The organism is Streptomyces sp. L7, from assembly GCF_050990935.1.
Classification (GTDB): Bacteria; Actinomycetota; Actinomycetes; order Actinomycetales; family Microbacteriaceae; genus Leifsonia.
On the sequence record NZ_CP194644.1, the window covers coordinates 2,338,676 to 2,363,600 of the forward strand.

17 protein-coding genes and 3 pseudogenes are annotated in these 24,925 nt (G+C 66.2%); 1 reads left to right on the forward strand and 19 read right to left on the reverse strand.

From position 1 onward, the window contains the following. The 10 genes from ACR5MH_RS11655 to ACR5MH_RS11700 all read right to left on the reverse strand — a co-directional run bounded on the left by ACR5MH_RS11655 (position 1) and on the right by ACR5MH_RS11700 (position 12,424). Positions 1–885 (reverse strand): nitrilase-related carbon-nitrogen hydrolase, encoded by an 885-nt coding sequence (locus ACR5MH_RS11655; protein ID WP_431347356.1) that lies wholly within the window; start codon positions 883–885, stop codon positions 1–3. 11 nt (positions 886–896) lie between these two features. After that, on the reverse strand, positions 897–2,411 hold the full coding sequence (locus tag ACR5MH_RS11660) for a class I adenylate-forming enzyme family protein (RefSeq protein WP_431347357.1): 1,515 nt from the start codon (positions 2,409–2,411) through the stop codon (positions 897–899). 3 nt (positions 2,412–2,414) lie between these two features. Beyond that, positions 2,415–2,888, reverse strand: a complete 474-nt coding sequence (locus tag ACR5MH_RS11665) for a MaoC/PaaZ C-terminal domain-containing protein (RefSeq protein WP_431347358.1) — start codon at positions 2,886–2,888, stop codon at positions 2,415–2,417. A gap of 243 nt (positions 2,889–3,131) precedes the next feature. After that, positions 3,132–4,625, reverse strand: a complete 1,494-nt coding sequence (locus ACR5MH_RS11670; RefSeq protein WP_431347359.1) for an APC family permease — start codon at positions 4,623–4,625, stop codon at positions 3,132–3,134. 249 nt (positions 4,626–4,874) lie between these two features. After that, entirely contained in the window at positions 4,875–5,753 is an 879-nt protein-coding gene (locus ACR5MH_RS11675) for an SMP-30/gluconolactonase/LRE family protein (RefSeq protein WP_431347360.1), read from the reverse strand. A gap of 175 nt (positions 5,754–5,928) precedes the next feature. After that, a complete protein-coding gene (locus ACR5MH_RS11680) occupies positions 5,929–6,954 on the reverse strand; it encodes a LacI family DNA-binding transcriptional regulator (protein ID WP_431347361.1) in 1,026 nt (341 codons plus the stop codon). Between the two features lie 55 nt (positions 6,955–7,009). Beyond that, a complete protein-coding gene (locus ACR5MH_RS11685; RefSeq protein ID WP_431347362.1) occupies positions 7,010–7,861 on the reverse strand; it encodes a carbohydrate ABC transporter permease in 852 nt (283 codons plus the stop codon). Next, positions 7,858–8,796 carry a carbohydrate ABC transporter permease gene (locus tag ACR5MH_RS11690; RefSeq protein ID WP_431347363.1) on the reverse strand — a complete coding sequence of 313 codons (939 nt, stop codon included), beginning with the start codon at positions 8,794–8,796 and terminating at the stop codon, positions 7,858–7,860. The genes ACR5MH_RS11685 and ACR5MH_RS11690 overlap by 4 nt, the downstream gene beginning before the upstream one ends. Positions 8,797–8,894: 98 nt before the next feature. Beyond that, positions 8,895–10,217, reverse strand: coding sequence for an ABC transporter substrate-binding protein (locus ACR5MH_RS11695; RefSeq protein WP_431347364.1), 1,323 nt, complete (start codon positions 10,215–10,217; stop codon positions 8,895–8,897). Positions 10,218–10,249: 32 nt separating this feature from the next. Continuing rightward, positions 10,250–12,424: a glycoside hydrolase family 36 protein gene (locus ACR5MH_RS11700; protein ID WP_431347365.1), complete on the reverse strand. Its 2,175-nt coding sequence runs from the start codon at positions 12,422–12,424 to the stop codon at positions 10,250–10,252. Between the two features lie 260 nt (positions 12,425–12,684). Here ACR5MH_RS11700 and ACR5MH_RS11705 point away from each other — a divergent pair, with 260 nt between their 5' ends. Next, a complete protein-coding gene (locus ACR5MH_RS11705) occupies positions 12,685–15,396 on the forward strand; it encodes a CBM35 domain-containing protein (protein WP_431347366.1) in 2,712 nt (903 codons plus the stop codon). A 782-nt stretch (positions 15,397–16,178) separates the two neighbouring features. On the opposite strand, the gene ACR5MH_RS11710 is transcribed toward ACR5MH_RS11705, so the two are convergent. The 9 genes and pseudogenes from ACR5MH_RS11710 to ACR5MH_RS11750 all read right to left on the reverse strand — a co-directional run bounded on the left by ACR5MH_RS11710 (position 16,179) and on the right by ACR5MH_RS11750 (position 24,709). Continuing rightward, entirely contained in the window at positions 16,179–16,661 is a 483-nt protein-coding gene (locus ACR5MH_RS11710; protein WP_431349400.1) for an integrase core domain-containing protein, read from the reverse strand. A 13-nt stretch (positions 16,662–16,674) separates the two neighbouring features. Next, complete coding sequence (locus ACR5MH_RS11715) at positions 16,675–17,751, reverse strand: IS110 family transposase (RefSeq protein ID WP_431346400.1); 1,077 nt, start codon at positions 17,749–17,751, stop codon at positions 16,675–16,677. Between the two features lie 236 nt (positions 17,752–17,987). After that, positions 17,988–18,746, reverse strand: a pseudogene (locus tag ACR5MH_RS11720) (DDE-type integrase/transposase/recombinase); the annotation flags it as partial. Positions 18,747–18,904: 158 nt separating this feature from the next. Then, positions 18,905–19,687 (reverse strand): IS21-like element helper ATPase IstB, encoded by a 783-nt coding sequence (gene istB / locus ACR5MH_RS11725; RefSeq protein WP_407792078.1) that lies wholly within the window; start codon positions 19,685–19,687, stop codon positions 18,905–18,907. Continuing rightward, a complete protein-coding gene (istA, locus tag ACR5MH_RS11730; RefSeq protein ID WP_407792084.1) occupies positions 19,684–20,904 on the reverse strand; it encodes an IS21 family transposase in 1,221 nt (406 codons plus the stop codon). The genes istB and istA overlap by 4 nt, the downstream gene beginning before the upstream one ends. Before the next feature lie 178 nt (positions 20,905–21,082). After that, positions 21,083–21,550, reverse strand: a complete 468-nt coding sequence (locus ACR5MH_RS11735) for an integrase core domain-containing protein (RefSeq protein WP_431349401.1) — start codon at positions 21,548–21,550, stop codon at positions 21,083–21,085. Positions 21,551–21,563: 13 nt separating this feature from the next. Next, positions 21,564–22,640 (reverse strand): IS110 family transposase, encoded by a 1,077-nt coding sequence (locus tag ACR5MH_RS11740; protein WP_431346400.1) that lies wholly within the window; start codon positions 22,638–22,640, stop codon positions 21,564–21,566. Positions 22,641–22,876: 236 nt separating this feature from the next. Continuing rightward, positions 22,877–23,635: pseudogene (locus tag ACR5MH_RS11745) on the reverse strand (DDE-type integrase/transposase/recombinase); the annotation flags it as partial. A 121-nt stretch (positions 23,636–23,756) separates the two neighbouring features. Then, positions 23,757–24,709, reverse strand: a pseudogene (locus ACR5MH_RS11750) (IS481 family transposase). Positions 24,710–24,925: the final 216 nt, after the last annotated feature.

Genomic DNA, 24,925 nt, shown 5'->3' on the forward strand with positions numbered 1-24,925 from the left:
TCAGCTCGCGTCCGCTTCCAGCCGCGCGTAGAGGTCCTCGCGCCGGTACCGGAAGCCGGGCGGCTCCGGCTGCGCCCGGGACTCCTCCAGCAGCGCCGAGTCGAGCCGGGCGATCACGAATCCTTCGCTTCCGTCGTCGTCGTGGGCGACAACGATGCCTTCGTTGTCGCCGAATCGCCGCTCCAACGGCATGGCGACGAGAGCATGACCAGTGCCGTGCATCGCGCCGTCCCGCGGCAGACCGCTGGAGCCGACCAGTGTGGAGACCGCCACGTAGACCTGGTTCTCCATGGCGCGCGCGTGCGCCCCGTAGCGGACGCGCTGTGCCCCGCGCCGGTTCCAGGTCAGTGATGGCACAAGGATGAGGTCCACCCCTCGCTTCGCCAGGTGCCGCGACACCTCGGGGAACTCGATGTCGGCGCAGATCTGCACGGCCGTCCTCATTCCGTTGATCTCGGTGATGAGCACAGCGTCGCCGGCCTCGGTGCCGAGGCTCCGCTCCTGCGGGATGAGGTGCAGCTTGTCCTGCTGCTCCACCCGGCCATCCGGGTGCGCCACGTATGCGGTATTCCGATGCGCGCCGGTTTCCGTCTCGCGGAAGTGGCTGCCTACGACCACCACGCCGAGGTCGGAGGCGACCCGCACGATCGCGTCGACGAACCGCCCGGTGTAGGACGGGAACACGGAACGGTACGCCTCGTCGAGGTCATCGACCGTGAGGTGCTCCGCCTCCGGAAGCGACGCGAGCAGACCCATGGTCGTCAGCTCTGGCAGAAGGACGACCTCCGCCCCGTCAGCGGCCGCGGCACGGACCAGGCCGGTCAGGTGCTCCTCGAAATCATCGAATGTGCGCTCCGGCCGAAGCTCGAACTGGGTCGCTGCCACGGAGAGAGTATTCATGCGCCGGCCGTCGTGTTCGTCACCAGCGCCAGGGACTTCCGGTCTACTTTGCCGGTGCGCGGATTCACCGGCAGTTCGTCCACGGTGATGAAGCGGGTCGGCACCTTGAACGAAGCCAGGCGCGTGCGGCAGAATTCCGCGAGCGCATCCGGATCGATGGCCTCTCCTGGCCGTGCGACGACCGCGGCCACGACCGCCTCGCCGTACTCGGCATCGGGACGCCCGAAGACGGCCGCTGCGCGAACGGAGTGGTGTTCGGCGAGCACGCCCTCCACTTCGGCGGGCGAAACGTTGGCCCCGCCGCGGATGATCATGTCGGAGAGCCGGCCGAGGACGTAGACGTATCCCTGCTCATCCACGGTGACGAGGTCTTTGGTGCGGTACCAGCCGTCGACTGTCGCATCCGCCGTCGCCTGGGGATTGTCCCAGTAGCCGAGGAAGTGCGCGGGCGCCTTCCAGAGTGCTTCGCCTGCTCGGCCCGGGGCCACGTCCGACCCGTCCTCGTCCACCACGCGCATCCGCGCACCCGGTACGACCCTGCCGGCGCTCCCGAGCCGCGGCTCCGGGTCCACGGCCGGATCGTAGGTCACGACGGGGAAACACTCGGATGCAGCGAACACGTCATGCACGGGAACACCCGTGAGGCGCTGCCACCGGGCGAAGACCGCTTCGTTTCGAGGCTCGCCGCCGGAGATGCAGAACCGGAGGGAGCGGAAGTCGGCGGCTCCCGGATGGTTCTCCGCGTACTCCGTCAGCTTGACGAACATCGTGGTCACGCCGGGGAGGAACGTGCCCTGTCGATCACTGATCGCCTCCACCAGGAGCGCCGGGTTGGTGCGAGCGAGGATGAGGACGGTGCCGCCGCGGCTCAGAGTCGACATCGATGCCGTCGTCAGCCCGAACACCCACGCCATGGGAAGGCAGACGATGGTGCGGTCGGCCGGGCCGATGCGCCACACGTCCGCATAGGCGTCGGCGCCGGCAGACAGGCCCTCCGCCGAGTGCATCACCGCTTTCGGACGCGACGTGCTTCCGGAGGTGTAGCAGATCAGGGCCAGCGCCTCCGGATCGAGCTCCGTCAGCGGAGGAAGCGTGTGGACCGCGGCGGCTCCATCGCCGGACGCGTCCTGCAGGACCGTGTCATTGTCGACGATCGTGTCCACGGACACGCTTGAGCCGTTCAGTCGCGCGGCAGCTCTGCCATCCGCCAGCACGACCGTCGACAGGGAGTTGCCGATCACGTACTCGAGCTCGTCGGTCGTCGACGACGGATACACCGTGACGAGGGTCGCGCCGAGGCGCCAGACGGCGAACGCCACGACCAGATAGGCCGCCGAGTTGTCTGCTATCAGAGCCACGCGCACGCCACGGGCGACGCCCATCTCCTGGAGACGCCCGGCGAAGCGATCGACGGCGTCCACGAGCGCGGCGAAGGTGACGAGCCGGTCGCCATCTTCGAGAGCGACAGCATCGCCGTCGGTCGCGTTCGTGATCCGTTCCAGGAACCGCATGTGTTACGCCTGCTCCCTCTTGAACATGACGACCCACTGGCCGTCTTGGGCGACATCCCCATTCTGCGTGACCACCTCGACATCGAAGGTCACGATTCCGCGGTCGGGCTTCGACGACGACGGCTTGACGGACGCAACCGTCTGTCGCACGTGGATCGTGTCGCCGATCCGTACGGCGCCTTTCAAGTTCCATGTCATGCCGAGGAAGGCGATGGCCGTTCCTTCTTTGATTCCGAGGCGCGATTCCAGCCCGGTTGCGATGGCGAAGACACCCGGTCCGTGGAAGATGCGTCCGCCGAACTGCGTCGCCTTGGCGAACTCCTCGTCGGTGTGCAGCGGATTGAAATCCCCCGAGATGCCGGCGAACAGGACGAGGTCTGCTTCGGTGATCGTCCGCGCGGGGCTCTCCCAGGTCTGGCCGATCTCGAACTCGTCGAAATACATTCCCCGTTGTCTCGTCTGTTCTGCGATGTCCACGTTGGTCCCTTTCACGTTCCGGCGACCGAGTTCCCTGCGGCCATGACATATCTCACCCCGTCGCCGGAATTCGCGCTATTGGTCGATTAACAACGAAGCCGTGATCCGCCAGTGCAGGAGACCAACACCGGCAGGAATCATCGCCTGAGGGAGAGGCGCCGGCTGACACACAGAGCCGCACCCGCCCGAAGGCGGGTGCGGCTCATCGTTTCGCCTGCGTGCTGCGGCGGTCCTGTCGTCGACTCAGCCGGCCGGGTCGGGGACGAGATCACCGGCGTCGTCGCGGCCGATGCGCGCATAGACCTCCGGCCGCCGGGTCCGGTACACCGCGGCGAGGATGACGCCGACGGCGATGAGTCCGTAGATCACTCCGAGCACGAGCCAGGTCAGCCATCCCTCCGTCCCGGCGAGCAAGTCGAAATTGATCGTCGAGAGGACGAGCGCCACCGCGAGGAATACAAGCGAGATGGCAGTGCCGATCGCTTGCCAGGTCGCTTTCTTCTTCGCCGTCGTGTCCCGCACCAGGAACACTGTGATGGCGAGCGCAGCGACGACCAGCAGGATGACGAAGCAGTACGAGTACACGCCGGAGAGCCTCGCGTAGGCCGTGTCGCCGTCGATCTGCGCGACTGCGAAGATCACGAGTCCCGCCAACGACGCGATGCTCACCGCGATCGAGGCGCGGTGCGGGGACCCGTGACGTTCGTGCACCCGGCTGAGGCCTTTCGACAACACGCCGTCCGCACTCAAGTTGTAGAGGTATCGCGACGTGATGTTGTGACTCGCCAGGACCAGCGCGAAGGAGCTGGTGATGAGGAGCACGGAGACGGCGAAGTACGCGACATTTCCGGTGTAGTGCTTGACGCTCTCACTCGATGCCGCGACGAGGTTCTTATTGAGAACGGCCATGATGGCATCAGCCCCATACGAGTTGATGAACACCCATGCGGTCAGGGAATAGAGGACAGCCAGCGTTCCGACGACAGCATAGGTCGCCCGAGGCACGGTGCGGCGTGGACGCTTCACCTCATCACGGAAGATGATGGTCGCCTCGAACCCGCCGTAGAGACCGATGCCGAAGATGAAGCCGACGGCGATGGAGCCGGAGAAGATGTTCGACGGTTTGAAGCTGTCGAAGCCGAGGCCATGGGCTCCGCCCTGGACGATCACCGAGATGTCGTAGATGACAAGAAGCAGCAGTTCGAGGGCGAGGAAGACGGTCAGCAGCCTGGCCGAGAAGTTGATGTTCAAGTACCCGAGCACCGCCACGATGACGAACATCACACCCGCGTACAGCCACCAGGGCAGCGAAGGGCCCCCGAGAGCTCCATGGACGAGAGAGTCGGTCGCGACGCCGCCCAGCGCGTAGGCAGAGAGATTTGCTGCGTAATAGCAGACCATCGCCGCGAAACCAGTGCCGAGCCCGGGAATCTTGCCCAGCCCCGCCGAGACGAAGGCGTAGAAGCCGCCCGGCTTCGGAAGTCGCAGGCCCATCGCGACGAGGCCGGCAGCGAAGAGTGCCGCGATCACGCCGCAGAACAGGTACATGACCGGAGTTCCCACTCCGTTCCCCAACAGGATGGTCACGGGTATGAAGCCGAGAAAGACCACCATCGGGCCGTTGTAGGCGAGGACGGTGAAGACCAGGTTGAAGAATCCGATGTTGCCTTGGAGCTTGTCGCCGGGGGCCGTACCGGCCTCCATCGCGTGAGTGCCGTCCGAACTTGTCGCGGTCATGTCCGGTTTCTCCTGTCAGTGAGCAAGGCGCGGGGGCGCGGGTCTTGCGTAGTGCGGTCGCTCGGCCACCGGGACGTGACCGCCTTCGCCATCGAAGGTCTACGTTTCGCATGAACATAGGTAGGCGGAGTCGCGATCGCCATTGGGGATTCTCCTAAGCCGCCCAGCGTGCGTTGGTGGTACGACAGGACGGAGAACTTCTCAGCCACAATTGTGCGCTATCTCGGCGGTAGCGATTCGCGTGTTTGTTCAGCCGCGAAAGGACCCGACAGGCACTCCTGACACGCCGGCGTCAGCCAGCCGGTAAAGGGACCCATCAGCGGTTCGAGGTGAATCGAGTCCATACTGCGCCGTGGTCACGAAGAGTTCCCGCAGGCCTGGTCCTCCGAACGCGCAGGAGGCCGGCTGACTCGCTTCCGACCCGATCTCCCGAAGGAGGTCGCCCTCTGGACTGATGCGAACGATTCTGCTTCCGCCCCACAGCGCGATCCACAGGCAGCCGTCCATGTCCACTGCGAGGCCGTCCGGCAATCCTTCGGACTCACGGAAGCGGCGCACCACTCGCTTGTGCGAGATCGACCCGCTTGCCGGATCGAAATCGAACGCGAACGTCTCGCCCGTCACGCTGTCATTCAGATAGAAGATCCGGCCCTCGCGGTCCCAGCCCAGGCCGTTCGGCAGCGTGAGGCCGGTCAGGACCTGCCGCACGCCCCAGTCGGTGTCGAGTACATGAAGGGCGCCTTGCTCGGCGGCTTCATCCTTATGGAGGCTGCCTGCCCAGAGCCGACCATCAGGGCCGGGCTTCGCATCATTCATCAAGTGGTCCGCGTCCAGGAAGGACAGCAATCGGCCGTCGCCCCCGTCCGCCAACAATTCCAAGAATCCCGACGCTGTGGCAACGACATAACCTCGCGTACTGGGCGACACAGCTCCGATGAAGCCGCCCAGAGCGCGACTGGTCTTGGATGATCCATCCCACGTGTTGAGAACGCCAGGCGTCATATCGACCCACACCAGACGACCTTCCTCGGGCAGCCAGATCGGAGACTCCCCGATGTCATCTTCGCCAGGCACGAGCAATTGGAGCTCGGTGCGTGGGCGCTGATCACTACTTGCTGGGTCGACCATTGGGCTCAACTTTTCGTGGTGGGACGGTTCAGCCACAATATCTCGGGTCACGAGCCAAGAGCACTGTGGAGGGACGCAGGCCTGTCGCCTATGCGACTCGCGGAGGTGTTTCGTCGTGTGTCTGCACTAATTCCCCCCAATCCTCGGCGAGCGGAGTGTCCGATGCGGGTCGGAGTCAGGCTGTTCGCGTTTGACCGGGCGGTGGCGCGGTGCTCTCGCGGATGATGACGGTCGGCCGCTCGGATGAGAACTTGCGGACCTTGCCGCCGCTGATGACTGTCTCGAGCAGCATGTATGCGCGCGACCCCAGTCCGGCGAAGTCCTGGTCGACGGTAGTGAGGGGCGGTGTCCACATGCGGGCGAGCGGGTGGTCGTCGAAGCCGACGACGCTCACGTCCGCCGGCACCGCCTTGCCGCCGTCGACGAGGCCGCGGATGACGCCCATCGCGATCTCGTCGTTCCCGCAGAACACGGCGGTGACGGATGGGTCCGCGGCGAGCGCGAGCCCGACCTCCCGGCCGGACTCCGGTTCCCAGGAGGCGTCCACGGGAGCGGGGACGGGGGCTCCGTGCGCTACGAGGGCCCTGCGCCACCCTGTGGTGCGGCCGTCCTCCTTGCGCGACGGGGGCACCCGGACGTGCTGAACCGTCTGGTGCCCGAGGCCGAGCAGGTAGCCGACGACCTCCTCCGCGGCGTCCGCCTCGGCCAGCACCGCCTGCGGCACACCCGCTTCGCGGACGCCGGAGATCGACACGGTTGGGATCGACTTGGGGATGCGGTGCAGCGCCGCGACACCGGGAGGGTCGAACTTGAGGACCACGACGCCGGCGAGCGGCTGGTCCAGCACGAGTGAGACGGCCCGGGCGACTGTCTCGTCGTCTGCGGACTCCACCACGGTGATCGTGACCGTATAGCCCGCTGCACGCGCGCTCTCCTCGACACCGCGGATCGTCTCGGCGTAGCCGTAGCGGGAGGTGTTGCCTGCGATCACGGCGATGAGCTTGGGATGCCGGGCGACGAGGGCGCGCGCGGCGGCCGACGGCCGGAACTCGAGCTCCTGGATGGCCTGCATGACCTTGGCGCGCTTCTCCTCCGACACGTACGCCGCACCGTTGAGCACCCGCGACACGGTCGGCACGGACACCCCGGCCCGGCGCGCGACGTCGCTGATCACGGGCGGTTTCGGGGCGTTGTTCGACATTGTCCTCAGCATAGCGACGCACCCCCTCGCGAGGTCATCGGACGAGCGGCGCTGCTCACTTGACCGCGCCGCTGGTGATGCCGGAGATGATCTTGCGCTGCATCACCGTGAAGGTGATGAGCAGCGGAAGGCTCATCAGGATGATGTACGCGAAGATCAGGTGCCAGTTCTGCAGGTACAGGCCGGAGCTGGCGACCTGGTAGAGGTTCAGCGGCAGCGTGTCGAGCCGGCCGCCGACCACGAACAGCGCGTAGAAGACGTCGTTCCAGATGTAGAGGCAGATCAGGATGGTCGCCGTCGCGAGCGTCGGTCCGAGCAACGGCATGATCACCCGGAAGAAGACGCGGAGCGGGCCGGCGCCGTCGACGCGGGCGGCCTCCTCCAGCTCGACCGGGATGGTGCGGACGAAGCCGGTGACGAAGAAGATCACCGTGGACAGGTACATGCCCATGTAGACGCCGATCATGCCGACCGCCGTGCCTGCGAGGCCGATCTGACGCAGCAGCAGCACGATCGTGACGACCGCAGGCGGGAGGACGATGCCGCTGATGCCGAGCGCGTACACGAACGCGATCGGCTTGCTGCGGCGCCGGCCGAGGATCCAGGAGGCCATCGCCCCCAGCAGCAGCACCCCGAACACCGACGGCACCATGATCAGGAGACTGCCGAAGAACGCGGCGACCATCCGGCCCTGGTCGAGCACGGTCGCGAAGTTCTGCAGCAGGTGCCACGTGGTCGGGAGGGCGAGGCTGGGGTTCAGCGCCTCGGCCTGGTCCTTGCCGGCCGTGACGACGACGAGCCAGAACGGCACGCCGAGCAGCAGCACGACCAGCAGGATTGCGACGATCGGCTGGACGACGCGCGACGGCGTGATCCGGCGGCGACGCCGTGACGTGGTGAGGCTCACAGCACGTTCTCCCTTCTGCGCAGGAAGTAGATGACGGGGAAGGCGAGGACGGTGACCATCAGGAACAGGCTGAGGCTCATCGTGGTCGCCTGAGCGAACAGCCCCTGCCCGAAGGTGCGGAAGATGAAGATGTTCAGCAGCTCGGTGGTGCCGCCCGGGCCTCCCGCGGTCGTGGCCTGAACGATGTCGAAGCCGTTCATCGAACCGAGCAGCGCGGTGGCCACGTTGAAGGTGACCGCGGGTGCCAGCAGCGGGAAGCGGATGGTGCTGAAGGTTTTCCACCAGCTCGCGCCGTCGAGCCGCGCGGCCTCCAGGATGTCCTCGTTGATGGTCTTGAGCCCGGCGAGGTAGATGAGCATCGAGAGGCCCATCCACTTCCAGCCGTGGATGAGCGCCACGACGACGATGGTCCACGTGGTGCTGCCGAGCCACGCGACGGTGACGTGCTGCCCGGTGAAGAACGACAGGATCTGGTTGAGGCCGCCCTCGGGCTTCAACAGCGCCTGGAAGATGTAGCCGACGGCGAGCGCCGACATCACGACCGGCACGAAGAACGCGACGCGTGCGAACCGGTTGATTCGGGTGTCGCGCTCCAGCACCAGGGCGAGGACGAGCCCGAAGAGGTTCTGGAAGAGCGCGACCAGGACTGCGTAGATCAGCGTGATCCGCAGATCGTTGAGGAGGCTGCCGTTGCCGAACAGCGACATGAAGTTGTCGAAGCCGACGAAGTTGATCTGGCTGTGGAAGCTCGACCAGTCGGTGAACGCGTAGACGAAGTTGAAGATCGTGGGCACGAAGAAGAACACGACGAGCACGATCAGTGCGGGGACCAGGAACCAGGCCGGGTGGTCCTGGCGGCGGCCGCCTCGGCGGTTCTGGACCGTGCGCGCTGCCACGGTCGGCGCCGGCGCCGGCGGTGCGAGCTGTGCGGTCATCGGGTCATGCCTTTCTGGATTCGGGCGCCGGGGCGGCGGTCAGAACTGCGGTATGCAACTCGGGCCACCGCCCCGGCGTTCCGGGCCGGAGCTCCGGGCTAGAAGCCCTTCGCTCCCTGCGCCTTCGCGAGCTGGGCGAACTGGTCCTGGGTGGTCTGGGCCACCTGGACCGTCGTCTTCGTGCCCTGGATCATGTCGGCCAGGTTGAGGTACAGGTCGGGGTTCGCCACGGCGAGCGCCTGCATCGAGCCGACCGAGGAGTCGAGAGACTTGGCCACGTCCTGCAGCGCCGTCGGGACGTCGCTCGGGGTGTCGACGCCCTTGATGAGCGAGACGGTGGACTGCGCCTTCACGAAGTCCTTGTAGCCGTCGCCCAGCCAGTAGCTGAGGAACTGGCGGGCCGCGGCCTCCCGCTTGGTGTCACCGGTCTTGAAGGCGACGAGGGCATTGGACTGGTCCGGGATGAACGTTCCGACGTTTCCGGTGGGCGAGATCGGGAAGAAGCCGATCTTCTTGTTCAGGTCGGCGGTGTTGGAGGTCGCCTGCAGCTCGCCGAAGAACGAGTTGACCTGCATGACCATCGCCGCCTTGCCGTCCAGGAGCGCCTTGCCCTGGTCGACGAATGTCGCCGTCTTGATGTCGGAGTTGAACAGCCCTTCCTGGATCAGCTTCTGGTAGTTGTCGATCGCGCCCTGGATGGTCGGGTCGGTGAACTTCTCGGTGTTGGAGTTCACCTTGTCCCACAGACCGCTCTTGGCGGCGTCGGCGAGCTGCGCCTGCACCCACCACTGGGTGGCCCACTTGTCGCCGCCCATCTCGTAGAACGGGTCGACGCCCTTGGCCTTGAGCGCCTGCGCGTCGGCGATGAACTCGTCCCAGTTCTTCGGCGTCGCGGTGATGCCGTTGGCCGAGAGGACGTCCTTGTTGTAGTACACGCCGATCACGGCGGGGGTGGTGACGAGCGCGGCGTAGCGGGTTTTGTTCAGGATGCCCGTCATGCTGCCGAGGTTGCCCGTGTAGTTCTTCACCCATGGCGCGCCCTCGAGCGACTGCAGGTTCTGCGTCGCGTTGAGTGCCGTGAGCTCGGAGGCGGTGGGCTGCCAGAACGCGAGGTCGGGCTTGTCACCCGTCGCGACCTTGGTCTGCACGCCCTGCTCGTAGGGGTCGGGGATCGTGACGACCTTGACCTTCGCGCCGGTGAGCTTCTCGAAGCCCGAGATGACGCTGTCGGCGGTCTTGTTGGAGTTCTGGGCGGCCCAGATGGTCAGGTTCACGCCGTCGAGCTTCGTGTCCTGGGCCGGCCAAGTGGCGGCGCCGCTGCCGGAGCCTCCCGAGCCGGGGTCGCTGCATCCGCTGAGGGCCAACGCCGCGGCGGCCGCGATGGCCGCGACGGTCGCGGCTCCCTTCCAAGCGATCTTCATTGAACTGCTCTCCTTGATATGTCGTAGCGAGATTAACGCCACTGGGTTCGAGTTGCGGAATGTGTTGCGGTCGGCGACGGCGCACCGGGGGCGGTGCCGTCGACGACCTGGAGGCGGAGGACTCGTGCGCCTGCCTCATCGGCAGGGCCGGCGACGCGCAGTCGTCCGGTTTCCGCGTCCCAGTGGGTGCTCCACTCGGGTAGTGAACGCGGAAAGATCGTGGTGACCGTGAGGTCGGAGCCGGCGAACCGGCGGAGGTCGAGTTCGACCGGACCTGCGGACGGGTCGCGGTTCCAGACGGTGAGGAGCGCGCTCTGGCCGGGATGGTCACTGTCCACGGCGAGCCCCAGCGCGGTCCACGGCGCATCCCAGGTCGGGACGCCGAGCGGCCAGAACGGAGCGGAGGCGAGCAGGTCGCCGCGCAGGGACTTCGCTACGGCCACGGCGTCGGCGACGAGGTCCAGCCTCGGCCGGTCCATGTGCGCGAGGTGCCCCGACACGTAGAAGCGGCCGAGCAGGCCGGTGGCGAGGCAGAAGGCCGCCTCCTCGTCGGTCATCTCGGGCTGCGGGTACGCCCAGCTCGCCGCCTGCTCCGGGAGGATGGAGGCCGGCGCGGCGGCCGCGATCGGCGGGTACTTGAGGAAGTCCTGCTGGTCGGACGTCGACTGCATCTGGGCGCGGGACAGCATCGCGAAGTCGGCGCGCATCGCACCGGAGCCGCAGTTCTCGAGCACGAGGGTCGGGTGGCGGTCGAGCACGCCCTCCAGCCACGCGAGGTGGGCGCGGTTGTGGGCGAGCAGGCCGGCGCCGACGCTGTCGGCGTCGCGGTCGGTCCCGGGGCCGGGGTTGATGTTGTAGTCCAGCTTGAAGAAGCCGATGCCGAAGTCACGGACCAGGCGGTCGACCACCTCGTCGAGGTGGGCGCGGGCGGCGGGGTGGCGCAGGTCGAGGTGGTAGCGGTGGTGCTCGACCACGCGCTTGCCGCCCCGCTGCAGGAAGGCGTCGTCCGGCAGCCTGCCGGCCATCGGGCTGTTCACGCCGATGACCTCGGGCTCCAGCCAGAGCCCCGGCACCATCCCTGCGTCGCGGATGCGGTCGATGACCTCCACGAGGCCGCCGGGGAAGCGCGTCGTGCTCGGCGTCCACTCCCCCACCGTGTCCCACCACTCGCCGCTGTCGTCGTACCAGCCGGCGTCGATGCAGAAGATCTCGGCGCCTACCGCGGCGGCCGCGTCGATCAGCGGGAGCAGCTTGTCGGTGGTGGGGTCGCCATTGAGCGTGTTCATGTAGTCGTTGAAGACGACCGGCATCGCGGTGTTGTCCGGGTGCGCACGGCGGGCGCCGCGACGGTAGGCCGTGAGCTGCGCGATCGCGGCGGTGAAGTCGGTCGAGAGGGCGAGCGCGACCGGGACGGTGGTGAAGGTGTCGCCGGAACGCAGGACCTGGGTCCACTGGTGGTCGGTGTCGGCCGGCCCGGAGAGTGCGACGTAGCCGCTGGCCGTGTCCTCGCCGATCTCCCAGCGCCAGGCGCCGTTGTGCTCGATCTGCCACGCCCAGGCTGCGCCGAGCCGGGCGGAGCCGACGGCCGCGACCGGGAGGTGCTTGCCCGTCGACCAGGTGCCTGTCGAGGTGACGCTGAACTCGCCCCGCGGGTTGTGGTTGGTCAGGTGCTGCTCGAGGCGCGGGAAGCGGACGCCGTTGAGCGGTTCGGTGATCCAGCGGCCCTCGCCGAGCCAGTCGCTCAAGGCGTGGTGGACGTCCCAGTCGCGGATGCTGCTGGAGGCGTCGCCGCCGAGGTAGAGCGCGAGGGACGGGATGGAGCGGAGGACCAGGTCTTCGTCGCCGCGGTTGACGACGGTGACCTCGGAACGCAGCACGGCGAGTCCGACGGGGAGCCTCAGCAGCAGCTCGATCTCGAGCCCGGTGCCGTCGTGCCGCATCCGGAGGCGCAGCTCGCGGCCGGCGGCGGTGGTCCGTTCCTCGTGTCCGGTGTAGCGGGACTCGTGACCGATCACCGTGTGGACCAGCCGGTCGTTGGCGAGCGAGTGCCCGTGGCACACCGTCAGCACGTCGACGAGCGGGAGTCCGGCCGGCATCTCCAGGCGCAACCCGGGAGCGGCGACCGCCGCGATGCGCGGGGCGGAGTCGGCCGACCATTCGAGTTCGACGGTCAGCGTTCCGTTGCCCCAGCTCAGGCGGTCGGTCATCGGGTTCCTCTTCTTCGCGGATGCGGTGCCACGCCGGTCGTTCCCGGTGCGGCGCTGGATTCATGATAGCGGTATCAGAAGCAATTGCAAGCATCAATCTGATAGCGCTATCAGCCAGGCGGATATTGGGTTCCTCCCCTCTTGCGAGGGTAGACGATATCGCTATCATGATAGCGGTTTCACATTTGCGTGCATGCTCTGCCGATGAAGTGTCGCTGTGAACGGAGCCGTCCATCCATCCCGTACGAAGGAGTACTGCTTTGACCGCACAACCCGCCCTGCGCTCTCGCCGCCGGGCATTACCGCCCGCGATCGCCGCCTCCGCCGGCCTCGCCCTCATGGTCGGCTGCCTCGTGGCCGCACCGGCTTCCGCCGCCCCGACCGACCCGCTCTCCGTCGACTTCTCGCAGACCACCGGCGCCTTCCGCGGCGGCGCGACCGGGACGCTCTACGGCCTCGGCGACGACGGAGTGCCCAGCCAGGCGGTGCTCGACGGGGCGCACATCACCAACACCTCGCAGAAGCCGCCGCAGGGCGCGCAGCACCCCAGCGGCGACGCCCTCCAGGTCGAGAAGTCGTTCTTCGCCGGCGGCGGTCAGGACCTCTACGTGTACGTGCAGGACATGTACCCGGACTGGCCGTACAACGGCGGCAAGCGCCCGGGCGACGCGAACAGCGACGGCATCTGGGACTACCTCCCGGTCCTCAAGCAGGCCGTGGAGGACGTCGCCATCAAGTCGCAGGACCCGTCGAAGTATGTGTTCATCCCGTTCAACGAGCCGGACGGCGGCAACTGGTACCCGAACTGGTCGACGCAGAAGGACCAGTTCCTCGCCGACTGGACGGCCGCCTACGACACCATCCAGAGCGTCTACGCCGAACACGGCCTCGGGCACGCCCGCGTCGGCGGACCCGGCGACTCCGTCTGGCACGCCGACCGCAGCGCCGACTTCCTCTCCTACGCGAAGCAGCACTCCGAGCTGCCGGATGTGTTCATCTGGCACGAGCTCGGCACGAACAACCTCGCGACGTTCCGCAGCCACCACGACGCCTACACGGCCTTGCTGACGCAGCTCGGCATCGAGCCCATCCCGGTGAACATCACCGAGTACGGGATGCTGCGCGACATGAGCGTCCCGGGCCAGCTCGTGCAGTGGATCTCGATGTTCGAGAGCGAGAAGGTCGACGCCCAGACCGCCTTCTGGAACTACGCCGGCAACCTGTCCGACAACTCGTCGCGCAACAACGGCGCCAACGGCGGCTGGTGGATGTTCGACTGGTACGGCTCCCTCGCCGGGTCGAAGACCGCGACGGTCACTCCGCCGCACCTGAACACCCCGGACAGTCTCCAAGGGCTCGCCGCCATCGACGCGGCGAACCGCAAGGCGACGGTGCTGTTCGGCGGCGGGTCCGCCGACGTCGCGCTCGACGTGAAGGGCCTCGACGTCTCCACCTTCGGCAAGACCGTGCAGGTGCAGGTGCGCGCCGACCGCCTGAACGGCGCGGAGGGCGCGTCGCTGCAGCCGCCGGTGGTCCTGTCCACGACCGCGAAGATCCAGAAGGGCGAGCTCCTGCTCACCGTGCCGAACAGCGACCGGTACTCGGCCTATCAGCTCGAGATCACGCCGCAGTCGACCGACCCGCAGCCGGTCTCCGGCGCCCTGGTGAACAGCACGGAGGCCGAGAACGCGACCATCGCGAACGCGACCGTCTACAACCAGGACCCGTCGCGGGAGTGGTCGTTCATGGCCTCCGGAGGTCGCGACGTCGGCTCGTTCAACAACGCGGGCTCGTCCGCGACCTGGAACGTGACCGCCCCGACGACCGGCGACTACCGTCTCTCGGTGCTCGCCGGAGCGAACCAGGCTCCGGGCCAGCACGCGCTGTTCGTCGACGGCACGTACAACCAGTTGGTGAAGTACTCGGCCGACCTCGGCTGGACCTACCGCGGCACAACGGATGTCACCCTCCACCTCACGGCCGGCACGCACGCAGTGTCGCTGCGTGCAAGCAAGGACGGCGCCACCGTGCTCCCCGGCGCCGACATCACCCTCGACCGGTTCGACCTGTACGACGTGACCGGCGGCGAGCGGGCCGTGTACCCGGCCGTGGACGCGAGCCTCGCCGGCGGCGCCGCCCTGTCGTGGCAGCAACCAGCAGCGCGCGGCTACGCGACGGTGTCGGGCGACGCGAGCGCCACCTTCTACGCGACCACGGCGGAGACCGGCTACTACGACGTCACCGTGCACTCGGCGACGAGCGGAGGCGGCGCGACCCTCGCGCTGTCGGTGAACGGCCGCACGGTCGCCCTCCCGGCCACCACCGGTCCTGGCACGTTCGACTCGACCGCGCGTGTGTACCTCCCGCAGGGCGTCAACGAGCTGACCGTGCGCGCGACCGCCGGCAGTGCCCTCATCGGCGGCGTCTCCACGCTCCGCGGCGCGGCGCAGAAGGCGTCGGACGCCGACCCGGGCGCCGTGTTCCACAGCGAGGCGGAGTCGCTGCCGCGCTCGGGCGCGGCCCGCGTGCAGACCGAGCCGGCGAACTCCAACGGGTCGGCGGACGCGCAGGGAGTCGTACGCGACGTCGGCTACATCGGAAACGGGGCGGCCAACACGCTCAACGTCCCGCGCCCAGCGGGCTTCGGCGCCGGCGACTACCAGCTGGTGATCGCCGCAGCCAACGCCGACAAGTCCGCCGCGATCAACTACAACCCGCAGGTGATCAGCCGCTTCCTCGACATCGCTGAGGCCGGTGCCGGAACGGTGCGGGCGGCGTTCCGGCACGACTACTCGTGGAGCAGCTACTGGGACAAGACCGTGCCCCTCACGCTGACCACGGACGGCGGCGCCCTCACCTTGGGCAACGCGACCGCCTACGGCCCCAACATCGACACGATCACGCTCGCGCGCTTCGTGACGGGGGCGCCGGCGACGGTGAAGGTGCAGACCGGGCTAGGCATGAGCAGGTAAGCGCGCTTCTGCCCGATCTGCGGGCGCGTCGTCGTCGCACGGACAAGCGGAATGCGACGACGACGCGCCGTCATGTCTCCGAGGTCGATTCAATGTGGTGATTCGTAGCTGCAGCGACTAGTGCTGAGGGCGTGGGATTCGAACTCTATCCGGAGCCCTTGAACGGTGCAGCACGAGCTGAAGATCCGCCGAAATTCCGCCTTTTCTAACCCCGTTCGACAAGCTACGACCCCAACTGACCCCGCTCGTTTGTGCGCAGAATGTGCGCAAATTGGAGGGGTACAACGCGACGAGGCCTTGTGATGTCTCAAGACATCGGTAACAGTTAGCGGGTTGTGCGTGGGACGGACACGAGGATCAACAGGGCTCATCCTCAGACAATGGAGAGAAGTGTCACCACCAAGACAGCCCGAAGCGTCACCGATCTATTGAGGCAGAAGTGTCACCTATGTCCTGAGACATGACATGAGAAAACGGCGGCTGTTCAACAGCCGCCGTTCTCAGTGTTTTCAAGCTATGTAGCGAGGGCGGGACTCGAACCCGCGACACCACGATTATGAGCCGTGTGCTCGTATGGGACGCTGTTTGCAGTGGCTCCGGTCCGCGGAATCCGCGGAAAATCAACGATTTCCGATGACCCGGCGTGGCCCCAATCACATGAATATGAACGCAAGTGTGTCCAAAATGTGTCCACGTCCGGCACCCGTGTCAGCGCTCGTCAGTGTGATGTCTCAGGACATCTCTGACGTTTCTGCATCAGGACATCTCTGACAAAGGATGTATCAGGACATCTCTGACACTCCCCGGTTCTTGCGTGGCCCACGGGGTCCGCGGGGGTTGCCGCTGCCGACGTATTTGGTCCCCGGAGCCGGCCAGGGATACTCGGCCAGGAGGGTGCCGACGGCGTCGAAGATCAGCAGCCGGTCGTCTTCCTCGACCCGATAGGCGATCGCTCCGGCAAGGGTGCGGCTGACCTGGAACTTGGCGCCGCGGGCATAGACGGTGCCGTTGTCGTGGATCCGCGTCATCCGTATCCCGTCATCCCCGGCCGGGGCAGCCGGCTGCGGGATCGGGCGTGGTGGTTCGACCACCGGTGTCGCCATCCAAGCCGTCGCCGGGGTGACCCGACCGGGGAGCCCTTGGTGCGGGCGCTCGGTGTTATAGATCAGATCGAACGCGTCGACCTGGCCCTGCAACTGCTCGAGCGTGGCAGCCATCGGTTGCTTGTCGAGGAAGCGGAACAGGGTCTGATGGAAGCGCTCGATGCTCCTATGTTCGTCAAGTGCCGATTTGGGGCAGGTTGGCGTAGATCTCTCGAGCGATGTATCGCTTCAGGCAGCGGATGATTTCGCGTTTGGTGCGACCCTCGGCGCTGCGGCGTTCGACGTAGGCGAGCGTGGGTTCGTGTCGGCGCATTCGGACGATCGCGACGATGTAGAGGGCGCTGTTCGCGGCGCGGTCTCCGCTGCGGGAGAGCCGGTGTCGTCCGGTGGTTCGGCCGCTGGAGGCGGGTTGTGGGGCGACGCCGCAGAGCTTGGCGAAGGCTGCCTCGTTCTTGATGCGGTTGGCGTTGTCGCCGGCGGTGACTAAGAACTGGGCGGCGACTTCGACGCCGACTCCGTGTAAGGCGACGAGGTCGGGAGCGGTCTGGTTGACGAGGTCCGCGATCTGTGTGCTGAGCCGTTTGGCCTCGTCGTCCAGGGTCTTCCAGCGTCGTGCGAGGTCGCGGAGGGCGAGCTTCGTGCCGGCCAGGTGCAGACGAGCAGGATCCGACAACAGCGAGAGAAGATTCTCTGTCTCAGGTCGTAGGTGGAGGCATCGGTTCACCAGTGTGCGCTTGGTCAGATCGACGAGCTCGTCGCGCAGCTGCGAGGGCGCGCCGATCATCACGCCGAACAGGGCGTTGAAGGCCTGGGTGCGTGCCTTGACCGCGCCAGAGCGCGCGACCCGCAGGGTGCGGATCACCTCGATCGCGCCGGACTTGCTCTTGGGAACAGCGGTGGAGGTCTCGCCGAGCACTGCGCGGGCGATCTGCTCGGCGTCCAGGCGATCGGACTTGCCGTCCATCCGCCTTGCGATCCGGTTGGGCCGGTTCACTTCGATGACGTGTTCACCGCTTCTCGTCAGCTCGCGGGCGAGCGCGGCGCCGAACGAGCCGGTGCTTTCCACCCCGATAGAGGCGAGGCTGCCGTAGCTGCGCATCCAGGACCGAAGAGCGTCGTAGCCGGGTCCGGTGGCGGGGAACTCGTGGTGGCCGAGCAGCCGACCATGATCATCGATGGCGGCGGCGTAGTGGGTGTGCTTGTGAGTGTCGACTCCGCCGATGACCGTGACATCGGTCAATTCAATTGTCATGCTGGAGGTGCTCCTTCCGTGCGCGCTGGTTGAACGGACGGGGCGAGCCGGTCGGGCGGGTCGACAGAACTGTGATGGGGCTTCTAGTCCAAGCTCCTATCAGGTCAGATCCGGTCGGCCGGCGCGCTCCTGGATACTGCGCCGGCCCCGGTCGACAAATCGAACGAAGGACACCATGGTCAGTTCTTGGCCTGAGTCAGACCGAGACCGTCGCAGCACCATGACAAGTCTTCACAATTCTTGCCTTGCGTGGTCGGTTTATAGGGTTTGCCGGTGATCGGCTCCACCCCGAGCGAACGCAGATAAGCGACCAGCTGCCCGAGCACTCCTCGCCGGGACGGGTTCAGCGCGGCCCCGTTGTCGGAGAGCAGCCGTTGCGGGACGCCGTGGGCAGCGATGCCTTTGCTGACCACGGCGATAGCGCCCTCGGAAGTCTCACCCCAGGACACGTGGGAGGCGATCGCGAGCCGGGAGTGGTCGTCGATGAGCTGGAAGATCACGCATTTGCGACCACCCGTGAGAACGTATTCGGTGGCGTCGAGCTGCCAGCACGCGTTCGGCGCCGGATAGACGAACCGACGATAGGACGCCCGGGGCTTCTTCCTCGGCTCAATCTTTGCGACACCCTGCTCGCGGAAGATCCGCGACAGAGAGGCGGTCGAGGGCACCGGTTCCATCCCGAGCGAGCGCATCTTCTCGTGAACACTGATCGGGCCGTGATCGAGTCCGGAGGCCTCCAACGCGGCGCGGACTCCGATCGCTCGTTGGACGACCGCGTCGGCGATCTGCGATGGGCTGCTGCGCGGGCGTCTCGACCGCGGCTCCAACGCAGCCGCCTGCCCATCCTCCGCTGCCCGTTTCCGAATCGCGTAGAACGTCTTCCGCGCGATCCCGTGCTCGGCGCAGAACGTGGTGATCGACCCGCGCGGCGCATCATCAGGCCACTGAGCAATCGCGAGACGGACACGAGGATCAACAGGGTCAACACGGCTCATCCCTCAAACATTGAGGGCAAGTGTCAGGACCAAACCCCGCCGAAACGTCAGAGCTCTATTGATGCAGCTTCGTCAGAGATGTCCTGATGGATCACAGTCAGCGCTCGTCAGGAATTGAGCACTTTCGCTCGTGAGGAATTGAGCACTTCGTTGTGTGGTTAGTTTGCCGCGTTTTCGGCGCGGACGGAGGGTAGCGTCTCGATCTCGGTGTTTCGGAGTCGATAGCTGGAGCCCTTCAGTGTGACGACTTCGGCGTGGTGGACGATGCGGTCGATCATGGCCGCGGCGACGACTTGGTCGGAGAAGACGTCGCCCCAGCGGGCGAAGGGCATGTTGCTGGTCAGGATCAACGACGCGTGTTCGTAACGGGATGAGACGAGTTGGAAGAACAAGTTCGCGGCGTCCTGCTCGATCGGGATGTAGCCGACCTCGTCGACGATGATCAGCCCGTAACGGCGCAGCTTGGCCAGCTCAGCGCCGAGCTTGCCAACCGTGTGGGCGGCTTGCAGGCGGGTTACCCATTCGGTTGCGGTGCCGAACAGAACCCGGTGACCCAGGTGGGCGGCTCTGATCCCGAGCGCGATCGCCAGGTGTGTCTTGCCAGTCCCGGGCGGACCGATCAGGACGACGTTCTGCCCGCCCGCGAGAAAAGCCCCGCCGGCCAGGTGCAAGATCGTGTCGCGCTTCAGCGCGGGTTGGTGATCGAACACGTAGTCCTCGATCGTCTTGCGGGCGGGGAACCCGGCCGCCCGGATCCGCAGATCCGATCCGGAGGAGTCCCGGGCCGAAACCTCCCGATCCAGGACGGCAGCTAAGTATTCCTCGTGGGACCACCCGGCGTCGCGGGCCTGCTCGGCCAGCCGGGCAGCGTGCTCCTGGATGCGCGGCGCCTTCAGCGCCCGGGCGAGATGGTCGATCTGCTTGATCGCGGTGCTAGTCATGCGGTGTGCTCTTCCTGGTCGAGGGTGATGCCGAAGAAGGCGTCGTAGTCGGCCAGATCCCGCAGGATCCCGGCATCCTCGATCGTCTTCGGCCACGGTTGCTGGAACGCGACCCGCAGCCGGCCGGCGCTGCTGACGTGTTCGGGGTCGGTGATCCGTCCGGCGCGTCCCCAGCTGCGGGGATGGTCGGCGACCAGCCGACCGGCGAGACGCGCTTGGACCCGCTCCAAGTCGGCGCTGACATCGACCATCCGATCGATCGCCGCCGGGTCGACGGAGTAGTCATTGCCGAGCACGGGCGTGTAGTAGTCCCGGCCGACCCGGATCCGGTTGCGGAACCCGGCCTGCGGGTCCAACGGCGGCAACGCCAGCATCGACCTCCGGTCCAGCTCGATCAGCTGAGTCGGCCGGGTCTGGAGCGATCGGACCGTTCGTTGATTCGCTCTGGTCAGCCAGGTCGCCAGCTGGGCGTTGAAGTCGTCGGGGTGCTCGAACTGGCGGCCAGGCATGAACGAGGTCTCCAGGAACTGGTTCGCTCGTTCGACGATGCCCTTGGACTCCGGATCGAAGGGCTTGAGCTGAACAATCCGAGTGGCCAGCGTCCCGCAGAACCCGGTGACGCCCTCCGCGAGATGGTTGCGGCGGCCAATGCCGGCCTCGTTATCCCAGATCAGTCGTCGGGGAACGGCGCCCAGCTGCCCACTCAGCAGCGACCACATGCCGGCCAGCAGGTCCGGTGTCTTGCGGGTGGGTAGCATCCGGGCGGTGATGAACCGTGAATACGAGGCGACCATCACCAGCACCGGGAAGGACGCCCATTGGCCGGTCCCAGTCGGAATCCGCGCTGGCGGGAACCAGAGATCGCACTGGACCTGGTCGCCCGGGGAGTAGTCCAGCCGGTCGGCTGGGTCCTTCGGTGAATACTCCGGCCGCAGCAGGGCGACCCGTTTCCGGAACCACGACGGCGACCCTGCCCAACCGACTCGTTCGGCGATCACCGTCGCCGGCATCGTCGGGAACTCGGCCAGCAGCGACCGGACCCGCGGCTCGAGCTCGTCGAACGCCGACGGTCTCGGCGGCTGCTGATAGGTCGGCGGCGCTGGCGAGGCCAACGCCCTCGCCACCGTGTTCCGCGACAGCCCGAGCTGTCTGGCGATCTGCGCCTTCGGCACTCCCTCTGCCAAGTGCAGCCGCCGAATCAAGGCCCAATGCTCCAAGGTGATCACCCGTCCAATCTGGATCAGGTGCTCAATTCCTCACGAGCGTTTCTGCTCAATTCCTAACGAGCGCCGACAACCCGGGAGTACGTTGTGCAACTGTGATGTCTCAAGACATCGGTAACAGTTCTGCCTCAGGACATCGGTAACAGTTCATGTCTCAGGACATCGGTAACAGTTAGCGGATTGTGCGTGGCCCACGGGGTCCTCGGGGATTGCCGCTGCCGACATACTTGGTCCCGGATGCCGGCCATGGATATTCGGCTAGGAGGGTGCCGTGTGCGTCGAAGATCAATAGCCGGTCGTCTTCCTCGAGCCGATAAGCGATCTGGCCGGCGAGGGTGCGGCTGACTTGGAACTTGGTGCCGCGAGCATAGACGGTGCCGTTGGTCTGGATCCGCGTCTCCCACGGGCCCTCCTTGTCCCCGATCGGCGCCGCAGGTTGAGCAGGCGGGCGTGGTGGTTCGACCACCGGTGTCGCCATCCAAGCCGTCGCCGGGGTGACCCGACCGGGGAGCCCTTGGTGCGGGCGTTCGGTGTTATAGATCAGATCGAACGCGTCGACCTGGCCCTGCAACTGCTCGAGCGTGGCAGCCATCGGTTGCTTGTCGAGGAAGCGGAACAGGGTCTGGTGGAAGCGCTCGATGCTCCTATGTTCGTCAAGTGCCGATTTGGGGCAGGTTGGCGTAGATCTCTCGAGCGATGTATCGCTTCAGGCAGCGGATGATTTCGCGTTTGGTGCGACCCTCGGCGCTGCGGCGTTCGACGTAGGCGAGCGTGGGTTCGTGTCGGCGCATTCGGACGATCGCGACGATGTAGAGGGCGCTGTTCGCGGCGCGGTCTCCGCTGCGGGAGAGCCGGTGTCGTCCGGTGGTTCGGCCGCTGGAGGCGGGTTGTGGGGCGACGCCGCAGAGCTTGGCGAAGGCTGCCTCGTTCTTGATGCGGTTGGCGTTGTCGCCGGCGGTGACTAAGAACTGGGCGGCGACTTCGACGCCGACTCCGTGTAAGGCGACGAGGTCGGGAGCGGTCTGGTTGACGAGGTCCGCGATCTGTGTGCTGAGCCGTTTGGCCTCGTCGTCCAGGGTCTTCCAGCGTCGTGCGAGGTCGCGGAGGGCGAGCTTCGTGCCGGCCAGGTGCAGACGAGCAGGATCCGACAACAGCGAGAGAAGATTCTCTGTCTCAGGTCGTAGGTGGAGGCATCGGTTCACCAGTGTGCGCTTGGTCAGATCGACGAGCTCGTCGCGCAGCTGCGAGGGCGCGCCGATCATCACGCCGAACAGGGCGTTGAAGGCCTGGGTGCGTGCCTTGACCGCGCCAGAGCGCGCGACCCGCAGGGTGCGGATCACCTCGATCGCGCCGGACTTGCTCTTGGGAACAGCGGTGGAGGTCTCGCCGAGCACTGCGCGGGCGATCTGCTCGGCGTCCAGGCGATCGGACTTGCCGTCCATCCGCCTTGCGATCCGGTTGGGCCGGTTCACTTCGATGACGTGTTCACCGCTTCTCGTCAGCTCGCGGGCGAGCGCGGCGCCGAACGAGCCGGTGCTTTCCACCCCGATAGAGGCGAGGCTGCCGTAGCTGCGCATCCAGGACCGAAGAGCGTCGTAGCCGGGTCCGGTGGCGGGGAACTCGTGGTGGCCGAGCAGCCGACCATGATCATCGATGGCGGCGGCGTAGTGGGTGTGCTTGTGAGTGTCGACTCCGCCGATGACCGTGACATCGGTCAATTCAATTGTCATGCTGGAGGTGCTCCTTCCGTGCGCGCTGGTTGAACGGACGGGGCGAGCCGGTCGGGCGGGTCGACAGAACTGTGATGGGGCTTCTAGTCCAAGCTCCTATCAGGTCAGATCCGGTCGGCCGGCGCGCTCCTGGATACTGCGCCGGCCCCGGTCGACAAATCGAACGAAGGACACCATGGTCAGTTCTTGGCCTGAGTCAGACCGAGACCGTCGCAGCACCATGACAAGTCTTCACAATTCTTGCCTTGCGTGGTCGGTTTATAGGGTTTGCCGGTGATCGGCTCCACCCCGAGCGAACGCAGATAAGCGACCAGCTGCCCGAGCACTCCTCGCCGGGACGGGTTCAGCGCGGCCCCGTTGTCGGAGAGCAGCCGTTGCGGGACGCCGTGGGCAGCGATGCCTTTGCTGACCACGGCGATAGCGCCCTCGGAAGTCTCACCCCAGGAGACATGGGAGGCGACCGCGAGCCGGGAGTGGTCGTCGATCAGCTGGAAGATCACGCACTTGCGACCACCGGTGAGGACATACTCGGTCGCGTCCAACTGCCAGCACGCGTTCGGCGCCGGATAGACGAACCGACGATACGATGCCCGCGGCTTCTTCCTCGGCTCCAGCCTGGCCACGCCCGCATCGCGGAAGATCCGCGCCAGCGACGAGACCGCCGGCACCGGCTCCATCCCCAGCGCCCGCATCTTCTCGTGAACACTGATCGGCCCATGGTCGAGTCCGGAGGCCTCCAACGCCGCCCGGACGGCGACCGCCTGAGCCTTCACCTCATCCGACAACCTGTTCGGGCTCGCCGCCGGTCGACGGGTCCGCGGCTCAAGTGCCGCTGCCTGCCCCTCCAGGCGCGCTCTCTTGCGGATCGCATAGAACGTCTTCCGCGCGATCCCTTGCTCCAGACAGAACGTCGTCACCGCTCCCCGCGGCGCATCATCAGGCCACTGAGCAATCGCAAGACGGACACGAGGATCAACAGGATCAACAGCGCTCATCCCTCAAACAATGGAGAGAAGTGTCACCACCAAGACAGCCCGAACTGTCACCGATCTATTGAGGCAGAAGCGTTACCGATGTCCTGAGACATGACAAGTACGTTGTGCAACTGACGGAGGCTTATGACAGCGGGTCCTGTGTTTTCTGCTTGAGTCGCTCGTAGGAGTTTGGCCTGCGAGGGCTCCGTGTGGTCGATCGTAGTTGTAGTAGTCCTCCCATTGTTGGAGGCGGTCGTTGAAGAGGTTGACGTCGTCGATCACCTGGCCCTCGAGGAGTCGGTAGAACTCCTCCGCATCGATCCGGTGGGAGCGCTCGACCTTGCCGTTCAGGCGTGGGGTGGCGGGTCTGATGCGGATGTGGTCGATGCCTTTGTCCAGCAGGTGCCAGTGGAAGGATTGGCCGAACTCGCTGCCGTTGTCGGTTTGGACTTTCTCGACCTTGAACGGGAGTTTGGAGAGGACGTGGTCGATGAAGCGGATCGCGGTCTTCTGATCGTGGGTCGGGTAGGCCTTCAGCACGCGCAGGCGGGTGCAGTCATCGATGGCCGTGTATTGGTAGTAGCGCTTCTTCTTGCCGGTCTGGCCCAGCGGCTCGATGAACTTCACATCCACCTGCAGGGCGTGGCCCGGGCGCTGCTTCTCGTAGCGTTTCCACCGGATCTCGCGCCGTTTGTAACGCTGCGAGGCGGGGAGGCGGTTCAGGCCCACCTTCTTCAGGATCCGCCAGACCCCCGAGGCGCTGATCGTGATGTCGTGATACCGCTTCAGATACATCGTGATCTTCTCCGGCCCGAAGTGATACTGCTGGTGCAGCCAGAGGATCTTCTCGATCACCTCCGCATCGGTCGCCGTCGGGGAATGGTGCGGGGCGCTGGAGCGATCCTTCAGCCCCTCGAACCCTTCCGCCTCATAGCGTTTCAGCCAGTGGTAGTACGCCTGCCGACTCACGCCGTAGTAGCGGCAGCTCGCGGCGATGTTCCCGCTGACTTCCTCAACATGCCGCAGCAGAGCAAGCTTGTGATTCGCCCGCCGTTCAATGGCCCGCTGGGCCGAGGCGGAGAGTGATCTGGTCATGAAGTCTTCCTCCCAACTGGAAGACCCGACTGTCAACAACCTCCGTCAGTTTTATACACCCGGGAGTACGTCACGCATATAAAACTGACGACGGCTTAGCGCCTACCGGGAGGCGGTGCCTCGCGAGGGGTGCAGCGTCGGCGCGCAATGGTGCGACAAGCGCACTGCGGGAGGCGGGATAGTCGCCATGGGCCCTCAGGTCGCGTCGTCCGCCGG